Consider the following 25,038-nt stretch of genomic DNA (forward strand, 5'->3'; position numbering starts at 1 on the left):
GCCCCCAGGAATCCTCTGCACGGCCCAACTAGGGCCGTAGTTGTACGTGTGAGGTGTCAGCCGGCCATGCGGCGGCTGGCGTCCTCGATGCGGTCGGCGATCGAGCCGTTGATGACCTCGTCGCCCACCTGCACCTTGATCCCGCCGAGGACTCCGGGGTCCACGTCCAGGTTCAGGTGCATCTGACGTCCGTAGAGCTTCGCGAGGGCCTGGCCCAGGCGCTGCTTCTGCTGATCGGTCAGCGGCACCGCCGTCGTGACGACGGCCACCATGCGCTCCCGGCGCTCGGCGGCGAGCTTGGAGAGGGAGTCGAGTCCCGCTTCAAGGCTACGTCCACGCGGCGCGGTCACAAGACGCTCGACCAGGCGCTCGGTGGTGGGCTTGGCCCGCCCGCCGAGCAGCTCCTTGACGAGGTCGCCGCGGAGCTTGCCCGAAGCGGCCTTGTCCGTCAGGGCGGCACGCAGCTCGGTGTTGGAGGAGACGATCCGGTCGAACCGGAACAGCTCGTCCTCGACGTCGTCGAGTTCACCGCTCTTCTGCGCCGCGGTCAGCTCCGCGGTGTTGGCCAGCTCCTCCAGGGAGTCGACCAGGTCGCGCGAGGACGACCACCGGGAGCGGACCAGACCGGACACCAGGTCGACGGCCTCGCCGCTGACCTGGCCGCCGAGCAGCCGGCCCGCGAGCTCGGCCTTGGCGTCGCCGGCCTGCGCCGGGTCGGTGAGGACCCGACGCAGCGAGACCTCGCGGTCCAGCAGCGCGGTCACCGCGGCCAGGTCGCCGGCGAGCGCCTTGGCGTCGACCGACGTGTTGTCGGTCAGCGCGTCCAGGCGCTCACGCGCGGCGGCGAGGGCCTCGCGGCTCGCTCCGTGGGCGGTCATCGAGCAGCCTCTGCCTTCTCTTCCAGCTCACCGAGGAAGCGGTCGATCGTGCGCGACTGCCGGGCGTAGTCGTCGAGCGACTCGCCGACCAGCTTGCCGGCCAGGTCGGTGGCCAGCTGGCCGACGTCCTGACGCAGCGTCTGAGCGGCTGCCTTGCGGTCGGCCTCGATCTGGGCGTGACCCGCGGCGATGATCTCCTCACGCTGCCGCTGGCCTTCCGCGCGCATCTCAGCGATGAGCGTGGCGCCCTGCTCCTGCGCCTCCTGGCGCAGCCGCGCGGCCTCGTGCCGGGCCTCGGCGAGCTGAGCCTTGTACTGCTCAAGAACGCTCTGGGCCTCGGTCTGAGCGTCCTTGGCCTTCTCGATACCGCCTTCGATCAGCGCGTGGCGCTCTTCCAGGATCTTGTTGATACGAGGAAGGAGCTTCTTCGCGAAGAAGAAGAAGACGATGGCGAAGGCAAGGGTGCCGACGAGCAGCTCGGGACCGGGCGGGATGAGCGGGTTCTGCTCCTCCTCGGCCGCGAGCGCAACCAGGTTGGCGATCACATCAGTGCCTTTCGTCGAAACGTGTCAGTAAGGGGTGATCACTTACCGAACACGAACGGCATAACGATGCCGATGAGGGCGAGCGCCTCACAGAAGGCGAAGCCCAGGATCTGGTTGGCGCGGATCAGACCAGCGGCTTCGGGCTGGCGGGCGAGCGCCTCGGTGCCCTTACCGAAGACGATGCCGACGCCGATGCCGGGGCCGATGGCGGCAAGGCCGTAACCGATCGAACCAGTGGAGCCGTGGAGGCCTTCGGCGGCGAGGGTCTGGAGAGCGGACATGCCGGTTCTTCCTTCTCTTTCAAGGGCCGGTGGGGGTTGGCCACCGGACGAATCGGGGGTACAGCGGAGCGGGTTGGCTCAGTGGTGCTCGGCGAGCGCGCCCTGGATGTACGAGCAGGCGAGGAGCACGAAGACGTACGCCTGGACAGCCTGCACGAAAAGCTCGAAGAGGATCATGACGATCGTCATGACGAAGGAGACGCCCGCGGCCGGGATCATGTAGCTGTTCAGCAGGTACCAGGAGGCGACCGTGAACATCACGAGCATGAGGTGGCCGGCGAACATGTTGGCGAACAGTCGCACCGCGTGGGTGAACGGGCGGACCAGCAGGTTCGAGAAGAACTCGATGAACGAGACGAGCCACTTGATCGGGCCGAGCGACGCGTCGTAGCCGACGATGTTCTTCCAACCGCCCACGAAGCCGTGCCGCTTGAAGGTCAGCGAGACCCACAGGACGTAGACGACCAGGGCCAGGACGGCCGGGTACGCGATGACCGAGGCGACCGGGAACTGCGCCAGCGGGATCACGGACCAGACGTTCATGATCCACACGAAGAAGAACAGCGAGACCATGAGCGGGACGTACTTCTCGCCCTCGCGCTTGCCGAGCGTCTCGTAGACGATGCTGCGGCGCACGAAGTCGTAGCCGGCCTCGGCGATCATCTGGGTCTTGCCCGGGATGACCTTGGCGCGGCCGAACGCGGCGTAGAAGAAACTCACAACCACGAGGGAGGTCAGCAGGGCGAGGAGCATCACCTTGTTGAACTCGAACCCGCCGACGGTGAACAGCGGCTGGAACAGGAAGGAGTGCAGGCCCGGCGCCGGGAAGCCACACCCGTTGTCGGACATGATCCGACAGCTCCAGTCAAACGCGAGCTGGGTCGTGTCAGCACTCACCGCGGGCTCCTTCGGCGTGACGCATAAGTACGGCAACCTCGTTGTGTCGGTGCGGCGCGCAGCCGCGGGTCGGCACCGGTCTGGTGTTTCGGGTGTGGGGGCGGCGGGCAGGCAATGAGCCTCGCGATCGTGCAGGCGTCAGCTCAGATGCCCGCGCCCGCGATGCCGCAGTTGGCACCGGACGATAGCAGTAACTCAAACGCCCCTTTATCGCGCCCCTACCGTTCACGACGAAGACCCGGTCTTCTCAGGGTTATCGCTCTTGTCAGAGCCGTTCGTCGTATCGGGATCGACGTAGAAGACCTTCGCCTTGAGGTGGGCACGGGCCTGGAAGCCCATCCACACGACAGTCGTGGCCACGAGGGTGGCGGCGAAGGCCCGGGGGTTGAACAGCGTGGTGTTCTTGAAGACAGCCACGAAGATCAGGAGCAGCAGGAGCTGGGCGACGTAGAGCATCATGCCCATCGCCTGGAACAGCTGCGGAAGCGATTTTGCCGTCCGATACAGAACGATTTGCCCGATCCCCATGAACGCGATGACGAGCAGCGTGCCGACCACCGCACCGATGACACCCTTGCCGCCCGCAAGCACACCACTGATCACCGCGGCAATCACGCCGGCGATGGCGGTGGGTACGAGGGCCTGCAAAAGGGTCCGTGCGTCGTTGGACGGCATGGCGGCAGCTCCGCTAATTGATGGGGGCAGGGTGTCGTCATGGACGAGCGTAGTCCGGGGCCGAGAGGGAACTTCGGGCCAAGGGACCGTCGCACTCCGGTCTTTCGGCTCTATCCCCGGGTTTCGTGAACGGTATCACAAACTATTTGATGCGGTCTTTACCTAGATGGTGTGCTCGCTGTCACACATGAGAGTGACAGTGCGCGTCTGCGCGCCTTCGCCATCAACTTGTCTGGTATTGGGACCTTTTGGAACGCCGCGTCAGCGCGACGAACCCGCCTTCCGCCGATCGGTGAAGCGCGAACGGGCGCCAATTGCCGTCGCTCCGTTGACTCCTGCGGGAATCGGGGCACGATCGCCTTCGGCGCTTTCGCCTTCTTCGCCCTTTTCCTCACTCATGTCCGCGGCGGACACGTCACCCCCGGATGTGGCCAACGCCTCCTCGGCAGAGGCCCGGCGGCGCCGGTAGCGCGGCGGCACCAGGCGCTCCGCCCAACGCGGAGTGTGCGGTGTGAAGCGCGGCAACAGCAGCAGCACCAGACCGACGAAGCTCAGGGCGACGACGCTGAGCATCACCCACATCCCGGACGCGGAGTGCACCGAGTACGCGACCGCGCCGAAGGCGATGAGCCCCGACCAGAAGTACATGATCAGCACCGCGCGGGAGTGCGAATGGCCGATCTCCAGGAGCCGGTGGTGCAGATGCCCGCGGTCGGCGGCGAACGGCGACTGGCCGTTCCACGTGCGGCGCACGATCGCGAGGACCAGGTCGGCGAACGGGATCGCGATGATGGTCAGCGGCATCACCAGCGGGATGAAGACCGGGAGCATCGCGTGGGTGGCGTCCCGGGTCGAACCGCCCAGGTTCAGCTTGAGGGCGTCCGGGTCGACCTGGCCCGTGATGGAGATGGCGCCCGCGGCGAGCACGAGCCCGATCAGCATCGAGCCCGAGTCGCCCATGAAGATGCGCGCCGGATGCATGTTGTGCGGCAGGAAGCCCAGGCACATGCCCATCAGGATCGCCGCGAACAGCGTCGCGGGGGCCGCGGCCTCGATGCCGTAGCCGTACCAGATCCGGTACGCGTACAGGAAGAACGCCGCCGCCGCGATGCAGACCATGCCGGCCGCGAGCCCGTCGAGGCCGTCGACGAAGTTCACCGCGTTGATGGTGATGACGACGAGGGCGACGGTGAGCAGGGTGCCCTGCCACTGGGTCAGCGAGACCTGGCCGACGCCCGGGATCGGCAGCCACAGGATCGTCAGACCCTGCATGACCATGACGCCCGCGGCGATCATCTGGCCGCCGAGCTTGATCAGGGCGTCGATCTCGAACTTGTCGTCCAGGACGCCGATCAGCCAGATCAGCGCGGCACCCGAGAGCAGCGCTCTCGGCTCGTTGGACGACTCGAAGACCTGGTCCAGGTTGGTCAGGTGGTCGGCGACCAGCAGGCCCGCGCACAGGCCGAAGAACATGGCGATACCGCCGAGCCGCGGTGTGGGCTCCCGGTGCACGTCACGTGCCCGGATTTCCGGCATGGCGCCGGCCACGATCGCGAACTTCCGCACCGGGCCGGTCAGCAGATAAGTCACCGCGGCCGTGATGCAGAGCGTCAGCAGATATTCACGCACGGGCTTCCCCACAGGTATCGCTGGCCATCTCAGCCCCACACCCTAGCTTTGTGTGCTTGAGGTCGGGGACTTACGGGTAGCGACGATGGTTGCACGAGTGACGGTTCCGGTCCGCACTGCCGCTGCTCCGCCGGTGCGTCTACCCCCTATCCGCCCGGATACGGGGGAAATCTCCGGGCCAGTTCACGGACCTCCTCGCGGACGGTACGTACATCGAACGCGTCACGCACGACACCCGACAGGAGCACCGCGATCCGGGCCATCTCCGCCTCGCCCATCCCCTGGGTCGTCACGGCCGCGGTGCCCAGGCGCAGACCGCGGCCGTCGCCGTACGGCAGGGCGCAGGTGTCCAGGACCAGGCCGGCCGAGGCCAGCCGGCCGCGGGCCGTGCGGCCCTCGACGTCGCCGAGCGGTGCCGGGTCGAAGGTGACCAGGTGGGTGTCCGTGCCGCCGGTGGTGACGGCGAAGCCCTCCGCCTCCAGGGCGCCGGCCAGCACCCGGGCATTGGCGACGACCTGGTGCGCGTACCCCGTGAAGGCGGGCGTCGACGCCTCGCCGAACGCGACGGCCTTGGCGGCGATCGTGTGCATCTGGGCGCCGCCCTGCGTGAACGGGAAGACCGCCCGGTCCACCCGGTCCGCCAGCTCGGCGCCGCACAGCAGCATGCCGCCGCGGGGGCCGCGCAGCACCTTGTGCGTGGTGGCGCAGACGATGTCGGCGTACGGGACCGGGTTCGGGGCCGCTCCCCCGGCGACGAGCCCGATGGGGTGCGCGGCGTCCGCGATGAGGTGCGCGCCCACGTCGTCGGCGATGTCCCGGAAGGCCGCGTAGTCGATGTGCCGGGGATACGAGATCGAGCCGCAGACGATCGCCTTGGGGCGGTGGGCGCGGGCCAGCGCGCGGACCTCGTCGAGGTCGATGAGTCCGGTCGCGGGGTCGACGCCGTAGGGCACGAAGTCGAACCAGCGGCCCGAGAAGTTGGCAGGTGAGCCGTGGGTGAGGTGGCCGCCGACCGGCAGGCCCATCGCCAGGACGGTGTCTCCGGGGCGCAGCAGGACCGCGTAGGCGGCCAGCACGGCCGAAGAGCCGGAATGTGCCTGCACGTTGACGTGCGCGGCCCCGAAGAGGGCCTGGGCGCGCTCCACGGCGATCCGCTCGGCCACGTCGACGAGTTCGCAGCCGCCGTGGTGGCGGGCGCCGGGGTAGCCCTCCGCGTACTTGTTGGCCAGCGGTGAGCCGAGGGCGGCGAGGACCGCGGGCGAGGTGAAGTTCTCCGCGGCGATCAGCTGGAGGCTCTCCGCCTGCCGGGTCGTCTCACCGAGGATGACCTCGGCCAGCTCGGGGTCCTGACGGCGCAGTGCGTCGAGCGCGGCGGGTTCGGTGATCACCGGCATGTTCGGCTCCGGGCCTCGCGGAGGAGTGGGTGCCTACCAGCCTAGATCCGAGCCCCGCCCGGGGCGCGGGGAAGTGTCCTGTGCGGCTCCGCGAGGGGCGCTTACTTGGGCACGCCCGTGAGGGCCGAGACCACCGGATCCAGCGCCTCGCTGATCTCCGAGCCGACCGACCGGAAGAACGGCAGCGGCGCCCCGTACGGGTCGTACACCTCGTCGGCCTCGACGCTCGGCGCGAGAAGCCACCCGCGTAGAGCGGCCGCGGCACGCACCAGGGACCGCGCGCGCTCGACCACCCCGGCCTCCACCGGATCGGGCAGGGTCGCCGGGTCTATGGCCCGCACCAGCCGGGTGAACTCCTTGAGCGTGAACGTGCGCAGGCCCGCGCTGTGCCCCATGGAGATGACCTGCGCGCGGTGATCGCGGGTCGCGGTCAGCACCAGGTCGGCTCTTATGACGTGGTCGTCGAGCAGCTCGCGCCCGACGAAGCCGGAGGCGTCCGCGCCGAAGTCGGCCAGGACCGCTTCCGCGTTGGCCTCCATGGGGGCGCCCTCGTGGCCCCAGGTTCCCGCGCTCTCCACGATGAGACCGCCGGCCACCCGCTCACCCAGCCGGGCGGCGAGGGCATGCCGGGTCAGCCGCTCGGTGATCGGCGAGCGGCACACGTTGCCGGTGCTGACGTGGAGGATGCGGAAGGAGTCGCCGGGGAGCACCAGAGGCTCCCCGTACGGGATGGACTCGGTGCCTATGCCACGCCCCGTCTCAGGGGCTGTCAATTCGCCACCTCGAGGTCGGGTACCACCTTGCGCAGCTCGTCGGCGCTGAGCGCGCCCGCACGCAGCAGGACCGGTACGGGGCCGGTCACGTCGACGATGGAGGAGGGGATGTTGCCGGGGGTGGGGCCGCCGTCGAGGTAGACGGAGACGGAGTCGCCGAGCATCTCCTGCGCGGCGTCACAGGTCTCGGGAGAGGGGTGTCCGGTCAGGTTCGCCGACGACAGGGCCAGCGGGCCGACCTCGGTGAGCAGCTCGATGGCGACGGGGTGCAGCGGCATCCGCACCGCGACGGTGCCCCGGGTCTCCCCGAGGTCCCACTGCAGCGACGGCTGGTGCTTGGCGACGAGGGTGAGCCCGCCCGGCCAGAAGGCGTCGACCAGCTCCCAGGCCAGCTCGGAGAAGTCCGTGACGAGGCCGTGCAGCGTGTTCGGGGACGGGATGACCACCGGGGTCGGCATGTTGCGGCCGCGGCCCTTGGCCTCCAGCAGGTCACCGACCGACTCGGCCGAGAACGCGTCGGCGCCGATGCCGTAGACCGTGTCGGTGGGGAGGACGACCAGCTCGCCGCGGCGGACGGCGGACGCGGCTTCGCGCAGACCGGTGATGCGGTCGGTCGCGTCGTTGGTGTCGTAGCGCCGTGCCATTTAGCGGGCCTCCTGCTCAGGAACGTAACGGGGATCGGTCACGGCGTCGCCTTGCGGGCGGTCGCGAACCGCGGCCGGTTGTTGAGGTCCGGGTGGTCCGCGGCATCCGCCCAGCCCCGCTCCTCGGTGAAGATCCACGGCACCTGGCCGCCCTGGGTGTCCGCGTGCTCGATGACGACGACACCGCCGGGGCGCAGCAGCCGGTGGGCGGTGCGCTCGATGCCGCGGATCAGGTCGAGGCCGTCCTCGCCGGAGAACAGGGCGAGGTCGGGGTCGTAGTCGCGGGCCTCGGGCGCCACGTACTCCCACTCGGTGAGCGGAATGTACGGCGGGTTGGAGACGACGAGGTCGACCTGGCCGTCGAGGTCGGGGAAGGCCGCCAGAGCGTCTCCCTGACGCAGGTCGACCCTGGACCCCTCGACGTTCTTCCGCGTCCATTTGAGGGCGTCCTCGGACAGCTCCACGGCGTGCACGCGCGAGCGCGGCACCTCCTGTGCGAGCGCGAGGGCGATGGCGCCGGATCCGGTGCACAGATCGACGATCAGCGGCTCGACGACGTCCATCGCGCGCACGGCGTCTATGGCCCACCCGACGACCGACTCCGTCTCGGGGCGCGGCACGAAGACACCGGGCCCGACCTGGAGCTCCAGGTAGCGGAAGTAGGCGAGCCCGGTGATGTGCTGGAGCGGTTCGCGCGCCTCGCGGCGGGCGATGACCTCCCAGTAACGGGCGTCGAAGTCACTGTCCTTGACGGTGTGCAGCTCACCCCGCTTGACGCCGTGCACGAACGCGGCGAGCTCCTCCGCGTCGTTGCGCGGCGAGGGCACGCCGGCGTCGGCCAGCCGCTGAGTGGCCTGGGCCACTTCCGCGAGCAGCAGGTTCACGCTGGTCCTCCGGCAGGATTCGAGCAGGGTTCGGGGGCTGTGCGGGTTCTACGCCGCGGCGAGCTTGGCGGCCGAGTCCGCGTCGACGCACGCCTGGATGACGGCGTCGAGGTCGCCGTCGAGCACCTGGTCCAGGTTGTAGGCCTTGAAGCCGACGCGGTGGTCCGAGATGCGGTTCTCCGGGAAGTTGTACGTACGGATCTTCTCGGAGCGGTCGACGGTGCGGACCTGGCTGCGACGGGCGTCGGCCGCCTCGGCCTCGGCCTTCTCCTGCGCCGCGGCAAGGAGCCTGGAGCGCAGGATACGCATCGCCTGCTCCTTGTTCTGCAGCTGGCTCTTCTCGTTCTGGCACGAAGCCACGACGCCCGTGGGGATGTGCGTGATGCGGACGGCGGAGTCCGTCGTGTTGACGGACTGCCCGCCGGGGCCCGACGAGCGGTACACGTCGATGCGCAGATCGTTCGCGTGGATCTCGACGTCGACCTCCTCGGCCTCGGGCGTGACGAGCACGCCGGCGGCGGAGGTGTGGATGCGGCCCTGCGACTCGGTCGAGGGCACGCGCTGCACACGGTGCACGCCGCCCTCGTACTTGAGGCGGGCCCACACACCCTGGCCGGGCACGGTCGCGCCGTTGCCGCCCTTGGTCTTCACGGCGACCTGGACGTCCTTGTAGCCGCCCAGCTCGGACTCGGTGGCATCGATGATCTCGGTCTTCCAGCCGACGCGCTCCGCGTACCGCAGATACATGCGCAGCAGGTCACCGGCGAACAGGGCGGACTCGTCGCCGCCCGCGCCGGCCTTGACCTCGAGGATGACGTCCTTGTCGTCGGAGGGGTCGCGGGGCACCAGCAGAAGCCGCAGCTTCTCGGTGATCTCCTCGCGCGACTTCTCCAGCTCCTTGACCTCGGCGGCGAAGTCGGGGTCGTCGGCGGCGAACTCCTTGGCCGTCTCGATGTCGTCCCCGGTCTGCTTCCAGGAGCGGTACGTCGAGACGATCGGGGTGAGCTCGGCGTAGCGCTTGTTCAGCTTGCGCGCGTTGGCCTGGTCGGCGTGGACCGACGGGTCCGCGAGCTTCTTCTCCAGATCGGCGTGCTCACCGATCAGGTCCTCGACGGCCTCGAACATCTCCGGCTCCTGCTGGTACGGGGGGCTGTGTCATTCCAGATGCAGGGGGGCTGCACCGCAAAGCGCCGGTCCCGGTGCCCCCGCGCGAAACGCAAAACAGGGGACACCGGAGACCGGCGCTGGAGCCTCGCTACTTGTTGGCAGCGGCAGCCTTGCCGAAGCGGGCCTCGAAGCGGGCCACGCGGCCACCGGTGTCGAGGATCTTCTGCTTGCCCGTGTAGAACGGGTGGCACTCGGAGCAGACCTCGGCACGGACGGTGCCGGAGTCGATGGTGCTACGAGTGGTGAACGACGCGCCACAGGTGCAGCTGACCTGGGTCTCGACGTACTCGGGGTGGATGTCGCGCTTCAAGGTGTCTCCTAGGTTCGGGAGGGCGCCGGGTCGCAGCCGCGGATTGCGGGAGCGTGAACCGGAGCCGACGGACCAGTCTGCCAGCACTGGCCGCATCCCCCAAAACCGGGGTGGGTCCGGAAGTATTCCCCGGTGTCCCCCGGGGCGCCTCCGGCTACTTCACGACGCCGTCGGCCTGGCCGGTGGCGGTGCCCTCGCCGACCGACTTCGGGATGGCCTTGTCGGCCTTGAGCGCCTTCCAGACCTGGTCGGCCTTGGTCTCGTCGACGAGGACGCGGTTGGCGTCGTTGGTGTCGTACTGCACCGGCAGCGTCACCATGTTCATGTCGTTCGAGCCGATGCTCTTGAGCCCGTTCGCGAACGAGGCCAGGTCCTTCACCGACGCCAGCTCCGAGTCCGTGGTCACGGACTTGGTGGCGGTGTCCGCGAGGTCGTACAGCTTCTTGGGGCTGGTGAAGACGCCGACGCTCTTGAGCTGGTCCATCAGGGCCTTCATGAACGCCTGCTGGAGCTGGATGCGGCCCAGGTCGCTGCCGTCGCCGACGCCGTGCCGGGTGCGGACGAGGCCGAGGGCCTGCTTGCCGTCGAGCGTGTGGGTGCCCGCGTCGAGCGTGAGGTGGCTGTCGGGGTCGTCGATCGCCTTGGTGGTGGTGACCTCGACGCCGCCGAGGTCGTCGATGAGCTGCTCGAAGCCGCTGAAGTCGACCTCGACGTAGTGGTCCATACGGATGCCGGTCACCGACTCGACGGTCTTGACCGCGCAGGCCGCGCCGCCCGTCGAGTAGGCGGAGTTGAACATGACCTGGGTGGCCGCCTGGTGCGCGGTGCCCTTGCTGTCGGTGCACTCGGGCCGGTCCACGAGCGTGTCCCTGGGTATGGAGATCACGCTGGCCTTCTTGTGGCCCTTGTAGATGTGGACGATCATCGCGGTGTCGGAGCGGGCCGAGCCGTCGTCCTGGCCGCCGCCGGCCTTCTTGTTGGCACCGGCCCGGCTGTCGGAGCCGAGGACCAGGATGTCCTGCGAGCCGTTGTCCACGTTCTGGGGGCGGTCGGTGCCGAGCGCCGCGTTGATGTCGACGCTCTTGATGTTGCCGTCGAGCTTGAAGTAGACGTACCCGAGCCCGGTGCCGCCGAGGACGACGATGCCCGCCGCGCTCCATGCCGCAATGCGCAGCCCTTTGCTGCGTCCGCCGCGCGGCTTGCGGCGGCGGCCCTTGGCGCGACGGCGCCCGGGCTTGCTGTCACGGTCCGGCATGTGTTCCTCGCTGGGTCTGTCAGCTCCACTGTGGCCCTCACCTGGTGTGACGGCGAATCGCCAAGAAGGGTTGCACAGCGAACTGTGTCCACAGCGAGTACCCACACTCACGGAACGTAACGGGACTAAGGTCCCTAACCCCTCCCACCTGCACTTTCGTCCGTGCCCACTACATGCTTCACAAAGGCCCCGAATTCTTATGCATGTGGTGAAGGTCTCCGGAGAAGCGCCCCGACAGGGGCGCGGGGAACTGCGCGACCAGCCACGACGAGACCCGCGCCCGACGACGCACGCACGAAAGAGGCTGGTCCCCGCCGCGCACTGCGACGGGGACCAGCCTCGATGATCCAGCTCAGCGGAGCGTCAGTCGTTGCCGTTGCCCGGCGTCGGCGTCGTCTTCTGGATCTGGAGCAGGAACTCCGCGTTGGACTTCGTCTGCTTCATCTTGTCGAGCAGCAGCTCGATCGCCTGCTGCTGGTCGAGCGCGTGCAGCACGCGACGCAGCTTCCAGGTGATCGCCAGCTCGTCGCTGCCGAGCAGGATCTCTTCCTTACGGGTACCGGACGCGTCGACGTCCACCGCGGGGAAGATGCGCTTGTCGGCGAGCTTGCGGTCGAGCTTGAGCTCGGCGTTGCCGGTGCCCTTGAACTCCTCGAAGATCACCTCGTCCATGCGGGACCCGGTGTCCACCAGCGCGGTGGCGAGGATGGTGAGCGAGCCGCCGTCCTCGATGTTGCGCGCGGCGCCGAAGAAGCGCTTCGGGGGGTACAGGGCCGTCGAGTCGACACCACCGGACAGGATGCGCCCGGAGGCCGGAGCCGCCAGGTTGTAGGCGCGGCCCAGACGGGTGATCGAGTCGAGCAGCACGACGACGTCGTGACCCAGCTCCACCAGGCGCTTGGCACGCTCGATGGCGAGCTCGGCGACCGTGGTGTGGTCCTCGGCCGGACGGTCGAAGGTCGAGGAGATGACCTCGCCCTTGACCGACCGCTGCATGTCGGTGACCTCTTCCGGACGCTCGTCGACCAGGACGACCATCAGGTGGCACTCGGGGTTGTTGTGCGTGATCGCGTTGGCGATCGCCTGCATGATCATGGTCTTGCCGGTCTTCGGCGGGGCCACGATCAGACCGCGCTGGCCCTTACCGATCGGCGCGACGAGGTCGATGATGCGGGTCGTGAGCACACCCGGGTCGGTCTCCAGGCGGAGCCGGTCCTGCGGGTACAGCGGCGTCAGCTTGTTGAACTCCGGGCGCCCGCGGCCGGATTCGGCCGCCATGCCGTTCGCCGAGTCGAGGCGGACCAGCGCGTTGAACTTCTCGCGGCGCTCGCCCTCCTTCGGCTGGCGCACGGCACCGGTGACGTGGTCGCCCTTGCGCAGGCCGTTCTTACGGACCTGGGCGAGGGAGACGTAGACGTCGTTGGGGCCCGGGAGGTAGCCCGACGTACGGATGAAGGCGTAGTTGTCGAGGATGTCGAGGATGCCGGCGACGGGGATCAGCACGTCGTCGTCGGACACCTGCGGCTCGTTGCCGAAGCCCTGCTCGTCACGCCCGCGACGGCCACGGCGGTCGCGGTAGCGCCCGCGACGGCCACGACGGCCGCCCGCCTCGTCGTCGAAGTCGTCCTGCGGACCGTTGTTGCGGTCCTGACGGTCCTGACGGTCCTGGCGGCCGCCCTGCTGCTGGCGGTTGCCGCCACCACCCTGGCCCTGGTCCTTGTTGCCCTGGCCCTGGCCCTGGTCGTCGCCCTTGCCGCCACGGCGGTCCCGGTCGCGGCCACCACGCTCGCCGCGGTCACCACGCTCGCCGCGGTCGCCCCGGTCACGACGGTCGCGGCGCTCGCGCCGGCCCTCGTTGCCGCTGTTGTCCTGGCCGCCGTCGCCCTGGCCGTCCTGCTTGGAGTCGGCCTTGGCCTCGGCGGTGACGGTCTCCGGGCTGCCCGCGTCGGCGGTCGCGCGGCGACGCCGGCGCTCACCGGCGGCGGGCTGCTCGTCCCCGGCGCCCTGGCCCGGGATGTCGATCTGCTGCTGGGCGACGGCCTTCTTCGCCTTGACAGCGCCCGACTCGGCCTTCTCGGCCTTGGCGGGGCCGGACTCGGCCTTCTCCGCCTTGGCAGCGCCGGAATCGGCCACGGGCTCGTCGCCGGTGCGGGCCTTCGAGGTGGCCCGGCGCTTCGGCTTGGCCTCGGCGGTGTCGGCGCTCTTCGCCGGGGCACCGCCGCCGGCCTGCGCCTCCTTGATGACCTCGATCAGCTGGCTCTTGCGCATCCGCGCAGTCCCCCTGATACCGAGGCCCGATGCGACCTGCTGCAGCTCGGCCAGCACCATGCCGTCGAGGCCGGTACCGCGGCGCCGCCGGGCAGGCGCAGCAGAGGCATCCCCTGCAGACGCTGCGGGCGCGGCAGCAGAGCTGTCGGCAGTCACGCCCATCAGATCGGTGGTGTCGCTCACGAAGGGTCCTTCCCTGGAGCGGACGTCGGCCTGTCTGGCTCGGCGACCGGTTGTGCTGTCCGGCGGTGGTCCTCTCGGTACGGACCGTGCCGGGGCGGTTGTCCGCCGATGAGGCGGAAGAATTCATTGGTGGCAGCGATTCCGGATTCCGCGGGTGCACTGAATTTCTGTGTCACGCGGCTCGGTCACGCCGGTTCCGGAGCAAGCTCGACAACGTTCAGCGCGAGCTGTCGACGAGCGACGGCATCGCGATGAATTGCTGGGGAGGCTCCCGGAAGAATGGTTGTCCCGGACGGGGACACACAGCACCTCGCCATGGTGGGGTCGGGTGCAGGTTTGAGGTTAACACTACCGGATCCAACAAACATTCCCCCTCTCTCATCCGGCAACCGTGTGTCAGGAGCCAAGCGGCAGCACGCTCGCTCCCTCGACGTCGAGGGCCAGGCGATTGGCCGCCCAGCCCTCTCCGGCCAGCCGGGCGACCTTGTCGGCCGCTCCGTCCTCCACGAGGGCGAGGACCGTCGGCCCCGCCCCGGAGATCACTGCGGGGACACCGTCGGCCCGCAGCCGCTCCACGAGGGCGGCGCTCTCCGGCATGGCCGGAGCGCGATAGTCCTGGTGAAGTCGGTCTTCAGTGGCCGGCAGCAGCAGCTCGGGGCGCCGGGTGAGGGCCTCGACGAGCAGGGCCGCCCGGCCCGCGTTGGCCGCGGCGTCCACATGGGGGACGCTGCGCGGCAGGAGTCCTCGCGCCATCTCGGTGAGGACGGGCTTTCCGGGCACGAAAACCACCGGAACGATGGAATCGGCCGCGGCCAGGCGGATCGCCCGGCCCGCGCCGCTCTCCATCCAGGCGATGGTGAAGCCGCCGAGCAGGCAGGGCGCCACGTTGTCCGGGTGGCCCTCGATCTCGGTGGCGAGTTCGAGCAGCGCGGCGTCGTCGAGCCGGGCGTCGCCGCCTATCGTCACGGCGCGCGCGGCGACGACGGCCGCGACGATGGCGGCGGAGGACGAGCCGAGGCCGCGGCCGTGCGGGATGCGGTTGGCGCAGACGATCTCCAGGCCGCGCGGCTGTCCGCCGAGCGCGTCGAAGGCGGTGCGCAGGGCCCGTACGAGCAGGTGCGACTCGTCGCGCGGCAGGGTCTCGGAGCCCTCTCCCGCAATGTCGATGTTCAGCCCGGAGTCGGCGACCCTGACGACCACGTCGTCGTAGAGCCCCAGCGACAGGCCGAGGCTGTCGAAGCCCGGGCCGAGATTGGCGCTGGTGGCGGGGACGCGCACCCTGACGGCGGCGGCGCGGAACGCGGGACCGGCCATCGCTCGATGACTCTCCTTGAGCTGCGGGATGTTTCGAGAACTTCCGAAGACGGTCGAACGGTCGAGGTTTCGAGAACTTCCGAGACTTCCGATGTTTTGTGATGAGGACTTCGATATCTGGGGCACCCGGGCCGCGATCGACGGAATCACAAGAGAAAACGACGGAACGGCGGCGGCACCGCTGCATATGCGGTGGGCGGGTTCGGTACAGCCTATCGAAGGAAGGTTCTGTGGCGACATAGGGCGCACAGGAGGCGCACGATGCGTGTCGTAAGCCCCCTGTGCACCCCGTATGCGGATACGTCCAGTTGACGAGGTGTCAGCGCCGGATAAGGACTCAGGCGAGGCCGAGCCGCTCGGCGGCGGCGGCCGCGTCGACCGGGACGGTGACGGGCTGCGGAGCGCCGGCCACGGCCCAGTCCGGGTCCTTGAGGCCGTTGCCGGTCACGGTGCAGACGATCTTCTGCCCCTTGTCGACCTTGCCCTGCTCGGCGGCCTTCAGCAGACCGGCGACGGACGCGGCGGACGCCGGCTCGACGAAGACACCCTCCTGGGACGCCAACAGCTTGTAGGCGCGCAGGATCTCACGGTCCGTCACCTCGTCGATGAAGCCGCCGGACTCGTCGCGCGCGGCGAGCGCGTGGTTCCACGACGCCGGGTTCCCGATGCGGATTGCGGTCGCGATCGTCGAGGGGTCCTTGACGATCTCGCCGCGCACGATCGGCGCGGAGCCGGAGGCCTGGAAGCCCCACATGCGCGGGGTGCGGGAGGACACCTTGTCGGCGGCGTACTCCTTGTAGCCCTTCCAGTAGGCCGTGATGTTGCCCGCGTTGCCGACCGGGAGGACGTGGATGTCGGGCGCGTCGCCGAGCGCGTCCACGATCTCGAACGAGCCGGTCTTCTGGCCCTCGATGCGGTACGGGTTGACGGAGTTGACCAGCGCCACCGGGTAGTTCTCGGAGAGGCTGCGGGCCAGGTTCAGGCAGTCGTCGAAGTTGCCGTCGACCTGGAGGATCTTCGAGCCGTAGACCAGCGCCTGGCCCATCTTGCCGAGCGCGATCTTGCCCTGCGGCACGAGCACGGCGCAGACCATCCCGGCCCGCACGGCGTACGCGGCGGCGGAGGCCGAGGTGTTGCCGGTGGAGGCGCAGATGACCGCCTGCGCGCCCTCCTCCTTGGCCTTGGTGATGGCCATGGTCATGCCGCGGTCCTTGAAGGAGCCGGTCGGGTTCGCACCCTCGACCTTCAGGTGGACCTCGCAGCCGAGGCGCTCGGAGAGGACCTGCGCGGGCACGAGCGGCGTGCCGCCCTCGCGCAGCGTCACCACCGGCGTGGTGTCGGTCACCGGGAGCCGGTCCCGGTACTCCTCGATGATGCCGCGCCACTGGTGGGTCATTCCGGTCATCCCTGCTACTCCCCTTCAACACGCATGATGCTGGCGACACCGCGCACGGTGTCGAGCTGACGCAGCGCGTCCACGACCCCGGTGAGGGCCGCGTCCGCCGCGCGATGGGTGACGACGACGAGGGAGGCCTCGCCGTCCTTCCCCGACTGGCGCACGGTGTCGATGGAGACGCCGTGCTCGGCGAAGACCGTCGCCACCTGCGCGAGAACGCCGGGCTTGTCGGCCACGTCGAGGCTGATGTGGTACCGCGTGACGACGTCGCCCATCGGGGAGACGGGCAGCTGCGTGTACGCGGAGTCGCCGGGTCCGGTCGCGCCGCCCAGCCGGTTGCGGCAGACGGCGACGAGGTCGCCCAGGACGGCGGACGCGGTCGGCGAGCCGCCGGCGCCGGGCCCGTAGAACATCAGCTGGCCCGCGGCGTCGGCCTCGACGAACACGGCGTTGTACGCGCCGCGCACGGAGGCCAGCGGGTGGGTCAGCGGGATCATCGCGGGGTGCACGCGCGCGGTGACGGACTGCCCGTCGGCGGCCCGCTCGCAGATGGCGAGCAGCTTGATGGTGCAGCCCATTTCCTTCGCGGACGCGAAGTCGGCGGCGGTGACCTCGGTCATGCCCTCGCGGTAGACGTCGTCGAGACGTACGCGCGTGTGGAAGGCGATACCGGCGAGGATGGCTGCCTTGGCGGCGGCGTCGAAGCCCTCGACGTCGGCCGTCGGGTCGGCCTCGGCGTAGCCCAGGGCGGTGGCCTCGTCGAGGGACTCCTGGTATCCGGAGCCCGTGGAGTCCATCTTGTCGAGGATGAAGTTCGTCGTGCCGTTCACGATGCCGAGCACGCGGTTGACCTTGTCCCCCGCGAGGGACTCGCGCAGCGGCCGGATCAGCGGGATGGCACCCGCGACGGCGGCTTCGTAGTACAGGTCGGCGTCGTGGTCGAGCGCGGCGGCGTGCAGGGCCTCGCCGTCCTGGGCGAGCAGCGCCTTGTTGGCGGAGACGACGGACGCGCCGTGTTCGAAGGCGGTGGTGATGAGCGTACGAGCGGGCTCGATCCCTCCGATGACTTCGACCACGACGTCGATGTCGCCGCGTTTGACGAGCGCGGTCGCGTCGGTGGTGACGAGGGCGGGGTCGATCCCCTCGCGGACCTTGGAGGGACGCCGTACGGCGACGCCGGCGAGCTCGATCGGGGCACCGATGCGGGCGGCGAGGTCGTCGGCGTGCGTCGTCATGATGCGCGCCACCTCTGAGCCGACAACCCCACAGCCCAGCAGCGCCACCTTCAGCGGACGCGTACGCATCATCCGACCTCGTTTCCTCTCCTACTGCGACATGGCACTACGCACCACATCCCTACGGTGGGTCCAGTCTCACTTACCGGACCGGGGATTCTGCCCCCGGTCCGGATTATGAGACAGATATTTCATTTATCCGACGTCGAGACGCAGGAGATCTTCCTCCGTCTCGCGCCGCACGATCACCCGGGCCTCGCCGTCGCGCACGGCGACGACGGGCGGGCGGAGCGCGTGGTTGTAGTTGCTTGCCATCGAGCGGCAGTACGCGCCCGTGGCGGGCACCGCGATCAGGTCGCCGGCGGCGATGTCGGCCGGCAGGAAGGCGTCCTTCACCACGATGTCGCCGCTCTCGCAGTGCTTGCCGACGACGCGCACCAGGACGGGCTCGGCGTCGGAGCGGCGGGAGACGAGGGCGACGGTGTACTCGGCGTCGTAGAGCGCGGTACGGATGTTGTCGGACATCCCGCCGTCCACGGACACGTACGTCCGCAGGCCGTCGAGCGGCTTGACGGTGCCGACGGTGTAGAGCGTGAAGGCGGTCGGGCCGACGATGGCGCGGCCGGGTTCGACGGAGATCCGCGGCGTCCGCAGCTTCGCGGCCTCGCACTCCCTCGTCACGATCTCGTTCAGCGCCTTGGCGATCTCGTGCGGCTCGCGGGGGTCGTCGTCGCTGGTGTACGCGATGCCGAGGCCGCCGCCGAGGTCGATCTCGGGGAGTTCGACGCCGTGCTCGTCGCGCACCTCGGCGAGCAGCCCGACGACACGGCGCGCGGCGACCTCGAAGCCGGCCATGTCGAAGATCTGCGACCCGATGTGACTGTGAATACCGATCAGCTCGAGCCCGTCGAGCTTGAGCGCCCGCCGCACGGCCTCGGCGGCCTGTCCCCCGGCCAGCGCGATCCCGAACTTCTGGTCCTCGTGCGCGGTGGCGATGAACTCGTGGGTGTGCGCCTCGACGCCCACCGTCACGCGGATCTGCACGCGCTGCCGCTTGCCGAGCCGGTCGGCGATGTGGGCGACGCGGACGATCTCCTGGAAGGAGTCGAGGACGATGCGGCCGACACCGGCGGCGACGGCCCGCTCGATCTCTTCTTCCGACTTGTTGTTGCCGTGGAGGGCGATGCGCTCGGCGGGCATGCCTGCGGCGAGCGCGGTGGCGAGTTCGCCGCCGGAGCAGACGTCGAGGTTGAGCCCCTCCTCGTGCAGCCACTTCACGACGGCCCGGCTCAGGAAGGCCTTTCCGGCGTAGAACACGTCGGCGTCAGGACCGAAGGCGTCGCGCCAGGCGGCGCACCGGGCCCGGAAGTCGGCCTCGTCGAGGAAGTAGGCCGGGGTGCCGAACTCCTCGGCGAGCCGGGCGACTTCGATGCCGCCGACGGTGGTGCCGCCGTCGGCGGTACGCGCGACGGTCTGCGACCAGACCTTCGGGTCGAGGACGTTGAGGTCGGTGGGCGGGGCGGCGTAGTGCCCTTCGGGCAGGACGTCGGCGTGCCGGGGACCTGCGGGGTGTGCGGAACGGCTCATGGCTGCGGTTGCGCTCTCTTCGGGATGCTCATACGTGTACGGGGGCGTCGATGCCGAGCAGGGTCAGGCCACCGGCCAGCACCGTCCCGGCGGCTTCGGCGAGCGCGAGCCGGGCGCGGTGGGCGGCCGAGGGTTTCTCCTCGCCCAGGGGCAGTACGTCGCCGAGGGCGGGCAGCAGCGTGTCGGCGACGACGACGAGGTGCCGGGCGAGGCGGTCGGGGGTGTGCTGCCGGGCGGCGGCGAGCAGGATGCGGGGGTACTCGGCGAGGGCACCGAGGAGATCGTCACGGCCGGGGGTGTCACCGGGCGCGCTGTCGTACCCGAGATCCGCGGCGTTGCCGGTGAGAGCTCGGGTACGGGCGTGTGCGTACCGGACGCGGAAGAGCGGGTTCGTCTCGCGCTGCGCGAGGAGGATGGCGCGGTCCTCGGCGGTGGTGGTGCGCGGGTGGTCGTGGGCGGCGGGGTGGAGCAGGGCCCAGCGGGCGGCGTCGGGGCCGAGGCGCGCGAACAGCTCGTCGGGGTCGGCCACGGGGACCGGCCGCAGGGTGACGTCGCCGCCGGGCGCGGCGGCCGGTGCTCGGTGCACCTCGGCGCCTTGACTCCGCGCGATCCGCTCGACGGCTTCGGCGACGACCTCGGCGCGCAGTTCCCGCGGGACGCGCAGGTCGAGGCGGTGTCCGCGCAGCGCGTCCCCGTGCCCGTGGGCGAGGCCCTGGCGCAGGATGTCGGCGACGAGTGTCCGGTGCGGGGCGGCTGCCGGGGCGAGCGTGAGGTTGAGGAACCCCGGTCCGGTGATGTCGACGGCCGCGATGCCCGGGCTGCCGGTCAGCCGCCGGGACAGCACCTCGGCGATCTGGCGCGGGGGCCGGCCGGTGGGCTTGGCGATCTGGAGGGCGACGTTCGTGGCGTAGTCCCCGTGTCCGCCGGGCCGCGGCCGCTCGACGACGACCCGGGCGACAGCCTGCTCGATGCCCTTCACGGCGACCACACCGAACTCACCGTCGTCGACCGCGCGGCGAACGGCGCGCAGGACGGTGCGGGAGAGGTCGGCGGGTGTCACAGGGCAAGCGTAGGGGAGGAGGGGGGTGGGTAGGCGACTCGGTTATGCGGATGGTCCGGGATGCGGACGGGGTGGTTGGACGCTGCGGGCCCGTGCTGCGCCCGGCGCTTTCGCCTCAGGCGTCGGCGGTACGGGTGGCCCGCTCGGCCGAGCCGTCCCCCTTCTTCGACGGGGACTCGGAGCCTTCCCCGCCCCCGCCCTCCCCGGCACCACCACGACCGCCGGGGGCCCCGCGCCCCCTCCCCTGCTCGCTCAACTGCCCTACCACGCGCACCAATTCACCGGGCTCGAAGGGCTTGGCGAGGAAGGCGTCGACTCCGACATCCAGCCCGTTCTCCACCTCGTACTGGGTGCAGGCGCTCACGATGACGATGGGCAGATCACTGGTCCGGGAATCGGCACGGAGCCGGGCCGCGGTACGCAGGCCGTCGAGACGCGGCATCACCACGTCGAGGGTGACGATGTCGGGCCGCACCTGATGCACGACTTCCAGACATTCGGCACCATCAGCCGCGGTCACGACCTCGAAGCCCTCCAGCTCGAGATTGACCCTGATCAACTGCCGGATCACCTTGTTGTCGTCCACGACAAGGACCCGGCCGGACGCGCCTGGCACAACTCGAGAGTAGGTCCGCACCGGCCACCGCGTCCGGGTTTTCCCCACTTCCGCCCCGTACAGGGGACACGGGGGCCTTCCGGGGGTGGGTCGGGTCGCCTTGCTGGGCCACTCCGGGTCGCCTTCCCGGGCCCCGGGCGGCTCGCTTTCCGGCGTCCTTCATCAACCCCGCGCGGCTTGCTTCCCGGCTGCCTTCCGGGACCCCGTACGGCTTGCTTCCCGGCCGGCTTCCCGGGCCCGTACGGCTTGCTTCCCGGCCACGTCCGGCCTACCTCCCGACCGCGCTTGCCCGCCGCATCCGACCTGCACCTCATCCCGGTCCGCGACCTCGGAAAACCTGTTCATGAGGACCCCGAAGGAGCTGGTAGGGTTCTACCCGTCGCCACGCACAGCGCGGCGCACGCCCCCGTAGCTCAGGGGATAGAGCAACGGCCTCCGGAGCCGTGTGCGCAGGTTCGAATCCTGCCGGGGGCACCTTGAATTAGGTGCCTGGAGACCCCGTCATCAGCGGAGACGCTGACGGCGGGGTCTTTTTTTTGTTTGCGGGGCTCTGCCTGCGGACGGGGGCTTGGGGCTTTCCGCAGGTGGGGGCAACTGGGCGCGCTTCCGGGCATGTTGGGGCCCGAACTCCCGCCGTCAGGACCGGGGCATGTCGTAGGCGTGCGCTTGGATGCGTGAGTGACCGTTCATGATGTTGCTCGGCAGTTGCCCGAGATATCCGTGCTCCGCGAGCACTGCCGTTCCTTGGCCGTGTTGGAGGCCATCCTGAGTCCTGAGTGGGAGGACCGGTACTACTCCTTCAACGACCGATGGTCCGAGACCGAGTCGATGGCCTCGATGCGGGACGGGTCGGGCGACGAGTTCTCGATCGTCTTCTCGCCTGCCGGCGCCTACATTCGCGGGTTCGCGCACGAATCACCGATGAGCCCCTACGCAGAGGACGGGCCCTGGCCGGGGGTGCTCGACGAGGTTCCCGATGTCTTTCGATCGTGCGTCGAGGAGCCCGCGTTCTGCGACGAGGACGAGATGCCGGTCGTCACAGCGTGCATGTGGCGAGAGACAGGACGTGGCGCTTGGGAGGCGGGGACGATCGAGTTCCCCGACGAGCAGCCGGACGACCCGGACGGCGCGGGGTATCTGTTCCGGCTTCTCGTGGAGCGCTCGCCGGAGACGTTTCAGGGGTGGGCCGAGGACTACTACGAGGTTCCGGTGGCCTTGGAGGCCGTGTCCCATGTCTTTGCCTCGCGCCCGCTGAGCGACTCGGTCGTCAGCGCGTTGAACCCGGACGTCACCGTGGCCGATCTCGCTGAGGATCTCGCGGAGATCGGCTACCCGCTGGGTTAGATCCCTTGAGGGCTGGCGAGGTCCCCGGACTAGGTATCGCGCGTACTCGCGCAGCAGGTCCTCAATGCGCCGGTTGACCACCTCGTGACGACCGTCGAGCATTTCGCGTAGCGGGTGAGCAGGGCCTCGGCACTGTCGCCCGCACGCTCGGCCACCTCGGTGTGGTCGACGCCGGCGTTGAGCGACCGGCCCTTTGTCGTTCTCACGCACGGTTACGCACGGTTCCCGGGTGAGTGGCGGGTGAGCTCGCTCCAGGGCACGTCCACCCGCCGCAAGCTCCTTGCGGTCAAGCAGGTGTGGCGAGGATCGCGTCGAGCAGTCCCGGAAATCGGGCGTTCAGGTCGTCCCTGCGCAGCGTGAGGAAGCGCTGGGAGCCTTGGACTCGCGCGTGCAGGATGCCTGCTTCGCGCAGCACCTTCTGGTGGTGGGAGAAGGTGGACCGGCTCATCGTCAGGCCGGCGTCGGCCTGGAGTCTGGTGCAGTCCGACTCCCCCAGCCGGGCAAGGGCTTGCACGGTGGTCAGCCGCCCCTCGTCACCGAGAGCCGCCAGCACCTTGGCGAGCCGCAGCTCGCTCGTGTCGGGGTGCATCCCGTCCGTCATCGCCGTCACAAACGGATCGTAGATCGAGGCTTCCCGTATGTCGAACTTCTTTGTACTGTTCGACAATCTTCGACGTGGTCGAAGATTGTCGAACACCTGGGGAGTGTCATGGATTCATCCGAACGCCGCCACTGGCTGCTCCTGCCGGTCATCCTCGCGGCGATGTTCATGTACGGCTTCGACCTCAACGTGGTCAACGTCGCCGTTCCGTCGCTCCAGCACGAACTGCACGCCGGCCAGGTGGCGTTGGAGCTCGTGGTGGGGGGATACGCCTTCACCTACGCTGCGGGGCTGGTGACCGGTGGGCGCCTCGGTGACCTGTTCAGCCACCGCCGGATGTTCCTCCTCGGCATGGCGGCCTTCACCGTCGCCTCGGTGCTGTGCGGCATCGCTCAATCCGCCGGTCAGCTGGTCGCGGCACGTCTGCTGCAAGGGCTGACGGCGGCGATGATGGTGCCGCAGATCCTGGCCATGATCATGGGCAACTTCGCTACGGAGGAACGCCCCAAGGCTCTGGCCTGGTTCGGCGTCACGGCCGCCGTCAGCGGAGTGTTCGGACAGGTCCTCGGAGGGCTGCTGCTGGATGCCGATGTGTTCGGCCTGGGATGGCGGGTGATCTTCCTGCTCAACCTGCCGGTCGGTGTCGTCGTCCTGACCCTCGCCGCGCGCGTGCTGCCCCGGAGTGCGGCCGGTCGGCACGCCGCTCTGGATCCCGTGGGTGTCCTGGGCGTTTCCGGTTCCCTGGCACTCGCTCTGGTGCCGCTGGTGCTCGGTCGCAGTCAGGGCTGGCCGCCCTGGTGCTGGATCCTGCTGATCGCGTCCGTTCCGGCCGCGTTGCTGACACTTTCGTACGAGCGTCGGCTGCCGGCACGCGGTAGTACACCGCTGCTGGACCTGTCCCTCTTCCAGGTCCGCACGTTCAGCACAGGGCTGGCCATCAGCGTGGCGTTCATGGGCTACTTCACCAGCAGCATCTTCGTGGTCAGCCTGCTGCTCCAGAACGGCCTCGGCCTCACCCCGCTGCAAGCCGGACTGGCCTTCGCGCCGATGGCCGTCGCCGGAATCGTCGCGCCGCTGGCAGGGAAGCGATGGATCGTCGCCCACGGCGCGACCAAGGTCATACTGCTCGGCTGCGCCATCGACCTTCTCGCCAACCTTGCTCTCGCCCTCATATTGAACGGCCAGGGCGGGCACGTCGATGTCCTGTGGCTGGCCGCGGCACTTGCCCTGATGGGCCTGGGCAACACCCTGATCCTCCCGGCGCTGATCGGTGCCACCCTCTCCGGTGTGCGGTCCCGGCAAGCCGGGATCGCCTCCGGGATGCTGAACACCACCCAACAGTTCGCGGGCGCGGCCGGCCTTGCGGTCATCGGCACCGTGTTCTTCAACGCCCTCGGAACCCGTCCCACAGGCGCCGCCAGTTATGCGTCAGCCACCATGACCGCGGCCTGGATCAGCGTCGCCCTCGTCGTCGCCATGGCGGTCCTCACGGCGGCACTGGCCCGTTCCTCCCCAGCGACCTCACCCTCATCGGACCGCGAGACCGTCACCGCAGCCGAGCGATGAACACGGGTCGGGTGCGGGGCTCGGGAAGAGGCAGTTCGCCCACGGGGCCGGGAGGTGCGTGGGATTGTTGTCGGGTGGGCAATTTGGATGATCTTGTGCGGTTGCGGCGGGCTCGGGATCGGATGGATCGGGAGTATGCCGAGCCGTTGGATGTGACTGCTCTTGCGCAGACCGCGTTGATGTCGCCCGGGCACTTCTCGCGGAGCTTTCGTGCCGCATTTGGGGAGACTCCGTACAGCTATCTCATGACGCGGCGGATCGAGCGGGCCAAGATGCTGCTGCGGCGGGGGGATCTGTCGGTGACCGAGGTGTGCTTCGAGGTGGGGTGTACGTCGCTGGGGTCGTTCAGCTCTCGGTTCACCGAGTTGGTGGGGGAAACGCCCAGTGCCTACCGGGCCCGGGGGCGGGAGGACGGGGGCGATCTGCCGGCCTGTTTGTCCCGGATTCATACGCGGCCGGTGAAGGGGCGACAGGGGCCGTCCACGGGTGTGTGACAGACACCACCCATGGCCGGCACAGGTTTACGTGCGCCGCAA

The 25,038-nt window shown here is 69.4% G+C and carries 24 protein-coding genes, 1 tRNA gene and 1 pseudogene; 4 read left to right on the forward strand and 22 right to left on the reverse strand.

The window, feature by feature from the left end; all coding sequences use genetic code 11:
• Positions 1-56: 56 nt before the first annotated feature.
• From ACFVDP_RS40040 to ACFVDP_RS40135, 20 genes are all read right to left on the reverse strand, one after another.
• Positions 57-878 (reverse strand): F0F1 ATP synthase subunit delta, encoded by an 822-nt coding sequence (locus ACFVDP_RS40040; RefSeq protein WP_383501466.1) that lies wholly within the window; start codon positions 876-878, stop codon positions 57-59.
• A complete protein-coding gene (locus ACFVDP_RS40045; RefSeq protein ID WP_383501469.1) occupies positions 875-1,423 on the reverse strand; it encodes a F0F1 ATP synthase subunit B in 549 nt (182 codons plus the stop codon). The genes ACFVDP_RS40040 and ACFVDP_RS40045 overlap by 4 nt, the downstream gene beginning before the upstream one ends.
• Positions 1,424-1,461: 38 nt before the next feature.
• Entirely contained in the window at positions 1,462-1,704 is a 243-nt protein-coding gene (gene atpE, locus ACFVDP_RS40050) for an ATP synthase F0 subunit C (protein WP_255975775.1), read from the reverse strand.
• 78 nt (positions 1,705-1,782) lie between these two features.
• A complete protein-coding gene (gene atpB / locus ACFVDP_RS40055; RefSeq protein ID WP_383501473.1) occupies positions 1,783-2,553 on the reverse strand; it encodes a F0F1 ATP synthase subunit A in 771 nt (256 codons plus the stop codon).
• A gap of 273 nt (positions 2,554-2,826) precedes the next feature.
• A complete protein-coding gene (locus tag ACFVDP_RS40060; RefSeq protein WP_383501476.1) occupies positions 2,827-3,276 on the reverse strand; it encodes a hypothetical protein in 450 nt (149 codons plus the stop codon).
• Positions 3,277-3,537: 261 nt separating this feature from the next.
• Positions 3,538-4,905 (reverse strand): MraY family glycosyltransferase, encoded by a 1,368-nt coding sequence (locus ACFVDP_RS40065; protein WP_383501479.1) that lies wholly within the window; start codon positions 4,903-4,905, stop codon positions 3,538-3,540.
• A 146-nt stretch (positions 4,906-5,051) separates the two neighbouring features.
• Positions 5,052-6,299, reverse strand: coding sequence for a serine hydroxymethyltransferase (gene glyA, locus ACFVDP_RS40070; protein ID WP_383501481.1), 1,248 nt, complete (start codon positions 6,297-6,299; stop codon positions 5,052-5,054).
• 101 nt (positions 6,300-6,400) lie between these two features.
• Positions 6,401-7,072, reverse strand: coding sequence for a protein-tyrosine-phosphatase (locus ACFVDP_RS40075; protein ID WP_383501484.1), 672 nt, complete (start codon positions 7,070-7,072; stop codon positions 6,401-6,403).
• Positions 7,069-7,716, reverse strand: coding sequence for an L-threonylcarbamoyladenylate synthase (locus tag ACFVDP_RS40080; RefSeq protein WP_383501487.1), 648 nt, complete (start codon positions 7,714-7,716; stop codon positions 7,069-7,071). The genes ACFVDP_RS40075 and ACFVDP_RS40080 overlap by 4 nt, the downstream gene beginning before the upstream one ends.
• A gap of 38 nt (positions 7,717-7,754) precedes the next feature.
• Positions 7,755-8,600 carry a peptide chain release factor N(5)-glutamine methyltransferase gene (prmC, locus tag ACFVDP_RS40085; protein WP_383501489.1) on the reverse strand — a complete coding sequence of 282 codons (846 nt, stop codon included), beginning with the start codon at positions 8,598-8,600 and terminating at the stop codon, positions 7,755-7,757.
• Between the two features lie 48 nt (positions 8,601-8,648).
• Positions 8,649-9,725, reverse strand: coding sequence for a peptide chain release factor 1 (gene prfA / locus ACFVDP_RS40090; RefSeq protein WP_383501492.1), 1,077 nt, complete (start codon positions 9,723-9,725; stop codon positions 8,649-8,651).
• Between the two features lie 130 nt (positions 9,726-9,855).
• Positions 9,856-10,077 (reverse strand): 50S ribosomal protein L31, encoded by a 222-nt coding sequence (rpmE, locus tag ACFVDP_RS40095; RefSeq protein ID WP_383501495.1) that lies wholly within the window; start codon positions 10,075-10,077, stop codon positions 9,856-9,858.
• A 154-nt stretch (positions 10,078-10,231) separates the two neighbouring features.
• Positions 10,232-11,332 carry an LCP family protein gene (locus ACFVDP_RS40100; protein ID WP_383501498.1) on the reverse strand — a complete coding sequence of 367 codons (1,101 nt, stop codon included), beginning with the start codon at positions 11,330-11,332 and terminating at the stop codon, positions 10,232-10,234.
• A 363-nt stretch (positions 11,333-11,695) separates the two neighbouring features.
• Positions 11,696-13,783 (reverse strand): transcription termination factor Rho, encoded by a 2,088-nt coding sequence (gene rho / locus ACFVDP_RS40105; RefSeq protein ID WP_383501500.1) that lies wholly within the window; start codon positions 13,781-13,783, stop codon positions 11,696-11,698.
• A gap of 396 nt (positions 13,784-14,179) precedes the next feature.
• On the reverse strand, positions 14,180-15,097 hold the full coding sequence (thrB, locus tag ACFVDP_RS40110; RefSeq protein WP_383501503.1) for a homoserine kinase: 918 nt from the start codon (positions 15,095-15,097) through the stop codon (positions 14,180-14,182).
• 337 nt (positions 15,098-15,434) lie between these two features.
• A complete protein-coding gene (gene thrC, locus ACFVDP_RS40115) occupies positions 15,435-16,493 on the reverse strand; it encodes a threonine synthase (protein ID WP_383501610.1) in 1,059 nt (352 codons plus the stop codon).
• 14 nt (positions 16,494-16,507) lie between these two features.
• On the reverse strand, positions 16,508-17,800 hold the full coding sequence (locus ACFVDP_RS40120; protein ID WP_383501506.1) for a homoserine dehydrogenase: 1,293 nt from the start codon (positions 17,798-17,800) through the stop codon (positions 16,508-16,510).
• A 123-nt stretch (positions 17,801-17,923) separates the two neighbouring features.
• A complete protein-coding gene (lysA, locus tag ACFVDP_RS40125) occupies positions 17,924-19,315 on the reverse strand; it encodes a diaminopimelate decarboxylase (RefSeq protein ID WP_383501510.1) in 1,392 nt (463 codons plus the stop codon).
• A gap of 28 nt (positions 19,316-19,343) precedes the next feature.
• Positions 19,344-20,375: an ArgS-related anticodon-binding protein NrtL gene (gene nrtL, locus ACFVDP_RS40130; protein ID WP_383501513.1), complete on the reverse strand. Its 1,032-nt coding sequence runs from the start codon at positions 20,373-20,375 to the stop codon at positions 19,344-19,346.
• A gap of 115 nt (positions 20,376-20,490) precedes the next feature.
• Positions 20,491-20,991: a response regulator gene (locus tag ACFVDP_RS40135; RefSeq protein ID WP_383501516.1), complete on the reverse strand. Its 501-nt coding sequence runs from the start codon at positions 20,989-20,991 to the stop codon at positions 20,491-20,493.
• A gap of 402 nt (positions 20,992-21,393) precedes the next feature.
• Between ACFVDP_RS40135 and ACFVDP_RS40140 the strand changes: the two genes are divergently transcribed.
• Positions 21,394-21,465 (forward strand) — tRNA-Arg (locus ACFVDP_RS40140).
• 204 nt (positions 21,466-21,669) lie between these two features.
• Entirely contained in the window at positions 21,670-22,335 is a 666-nt protein-coding gene (locus ACFVDP_RS40145) for a hypothetical protein (protein ID WP_383501519.1), read from the forward strand.
• 42 nt (positions 22,336-22,377) lie between these two features.
• On the opposite strand, the pseudogene ACFVDP_RS40150 reads toward ACFVDP_RS40145, so the two are convergent.
• Both ACFVDP_RS40150 and ACFVDP_RS40155 read right to left on the reverse strand, forming a co-directional pair.
• A pseudogene (locus ACFVDP_RS40150) lies at positions 22,378-22,517 on the reverse strand (site-specific integrase); the annotation flags it as partial.
• A 104-nt stretch (positions 22,518-22,621) separates the two neighbouring features.
• The gene (locus tag ACFVDP_RS40155) at positions 22,622-22,936 is read right to left on the reverse strand and encodes an ArsR/SmtB family transcription factor (RefSeq protein ID WP_383501613.1); all 315 of its coding nucleotides are present in this window, start codon (positions 22,934-22,936) and stop codon (positions 22,622-22,624) included.
• A 108-nt stretch (positions 22,937-23,044) separates the two neighbouring features.
• Here ACFVDP_RS40155 and ACFVDP_RS40160 point away from each other — a divergent pair, with 108 nt between their 5' ends.
• Together ACFVDP_RS40160 and ACFVDP_RS40165 are read left to right on the forward strand one after the other, a co-directional pair.
• On the forward strand, positions 23,045-24,502 hold the full coding sequence (locus ACFVDP_RS40160) for an MFS transporter (RefSeq protein ID WP_383501521.1): 1,458 nt from the start codon (positions 23,045-23,047) through the stop codon (positions 24,500-24,502).
• A 122-nt stretch (positions 24,503-24,624) separates the two neighbouring features.
• A complete protein-coding gene (locus tag ACFVDP_RS40165) occupies positions 24,625-24,996 on the forward strand; it encodes a helix-turn-helix transcriptional regulator (protein WP_383501616.1) in 372 nt (123 codons plus the stop codon).
• Positions 24,997-25,038: the final 42 nt, after the last annotated feature.

This window comes from Streptomyces sp. NPDC057694, assembly GCF_042799415.1.
GTDB lineage: Bacteria > Actinomycetota > Actinomycetes > Streptomycetales > Streptomycetaceae > Streptomyces.

What these genes read in the sequence shown, in the direction of transcription:
- ACFVDP_RS40040 (WP_383501466.1), bottom strand. Translation starts at nt 878, where the DNA reads ATGACCGCCCACGGAGCGAGCCGCGAGGCCCTCGCCGCCGCGCGTGAG.
- atpE (WP_255975775.1), bottom strand. Translation starts at nt 1,704, where the DNA reads ATGTCCGCTCTCCAGACCCTCGCCGCCGAAGGCCTCCACGGCTCCACT.
- atpB (WP_383501473.1), bottom strand. Translation starts at nt 2,553, where the DNA reads ATGTCCGACAACGGGTGTGGCTTCCCGGCGCCGGGCCTGCACTCCTTC.
- ACFVDP_RS40060 (WP_383501476.1), bottom strand. Translation starts at nt 3,276, where the DNA reads ATGCCGTCCAACGACGCACGGACCCTTTTGCAGGCCCTCGTACCCACC.
- glyA (WP_383501481.1), bottom strand. Translation starts at nt 6,299, where the DNA reads ATGCCGGTGATCACCGAACCCGCCGCGCTCGACGCACTGCGCCGTCAG.
- ACFVDP_RS40080 (WP_383501487.1), bottom strand. Translation starts at nt 7,716, where the DNA reads ATGGCACGGCGCTACGACACCAACGACGCGACCGACCGCATCACCGGT.
- prfA (WP_383501492.1), bottom strand. Translation starts at nt 9,725, where the DNA reads ATGTTCGAGGCCGTCGAGGACCTGATCGGTGAGCACGCCGATCTGGAG.
- ACFVDP_RS40100 (WP_383501498.1), bottom strand. Translation starts at nt 11,332, where the DNA reads ATGCCGGACCGTGACAGCAAGCCCGGGCGCCGTCGCGCCAAGGGCCGC.
- thrB (WP_383501503.1), bottom strand. Translation starts at nt 15,097, where the DNA reads ATGGCCGGTCCCGCGTTCCGCGCCGCCGCCGTCAGGGTGCGCGTCCCC.
- thrC (WP_383501610.1), bottom strand. Translation starts at nt 16,493, where the DNA reads ATGACCCACCAGTGGCGCGGCATCATCGAGGAGTACCGGGACCGGCTC.
- ACFVDP_RS40120 (WP_383501506.1), bottom strand. Translation starts at nt 17,800, where the DNA reads ATGATGCGTACGCGTCCGCTGAAGGTGGCGCTGCTGGGCTGTGGGGTT.
- lysA (WP_383501510.1), bottom strand. Translation starts at nt 19,315, where the DNA reads ATGAGCCGTTCCGCACACCCCGCAGGTCCCCGGCACGCCGACGTCCTG.
- ACFVDP_RS40155 (WP_383501613.1), bottom strand. Translation starts at nt 22,936, where the DNA reads ATGACGGACGGGATGCACCCCGACACGAGCGAGCTGCGGCTCGCCAAG.
- ACFVDP_RS40160 (WP_383501521.1), top strand. Translation starts at nt 23,045, where the DNA reads ATGGATTCATCCGAACGCCGCCACTGGCTGCTCCTGCCGGTCATCCTC.
- ACFVDP_RS40165 (WP_383501616.1), top strand. Translation starts at nt 24,625, where the DNA reads ATGGATCGGGAGTATGCCGAGCCGTTGGATGTGACTGCTCTTGCGCAG.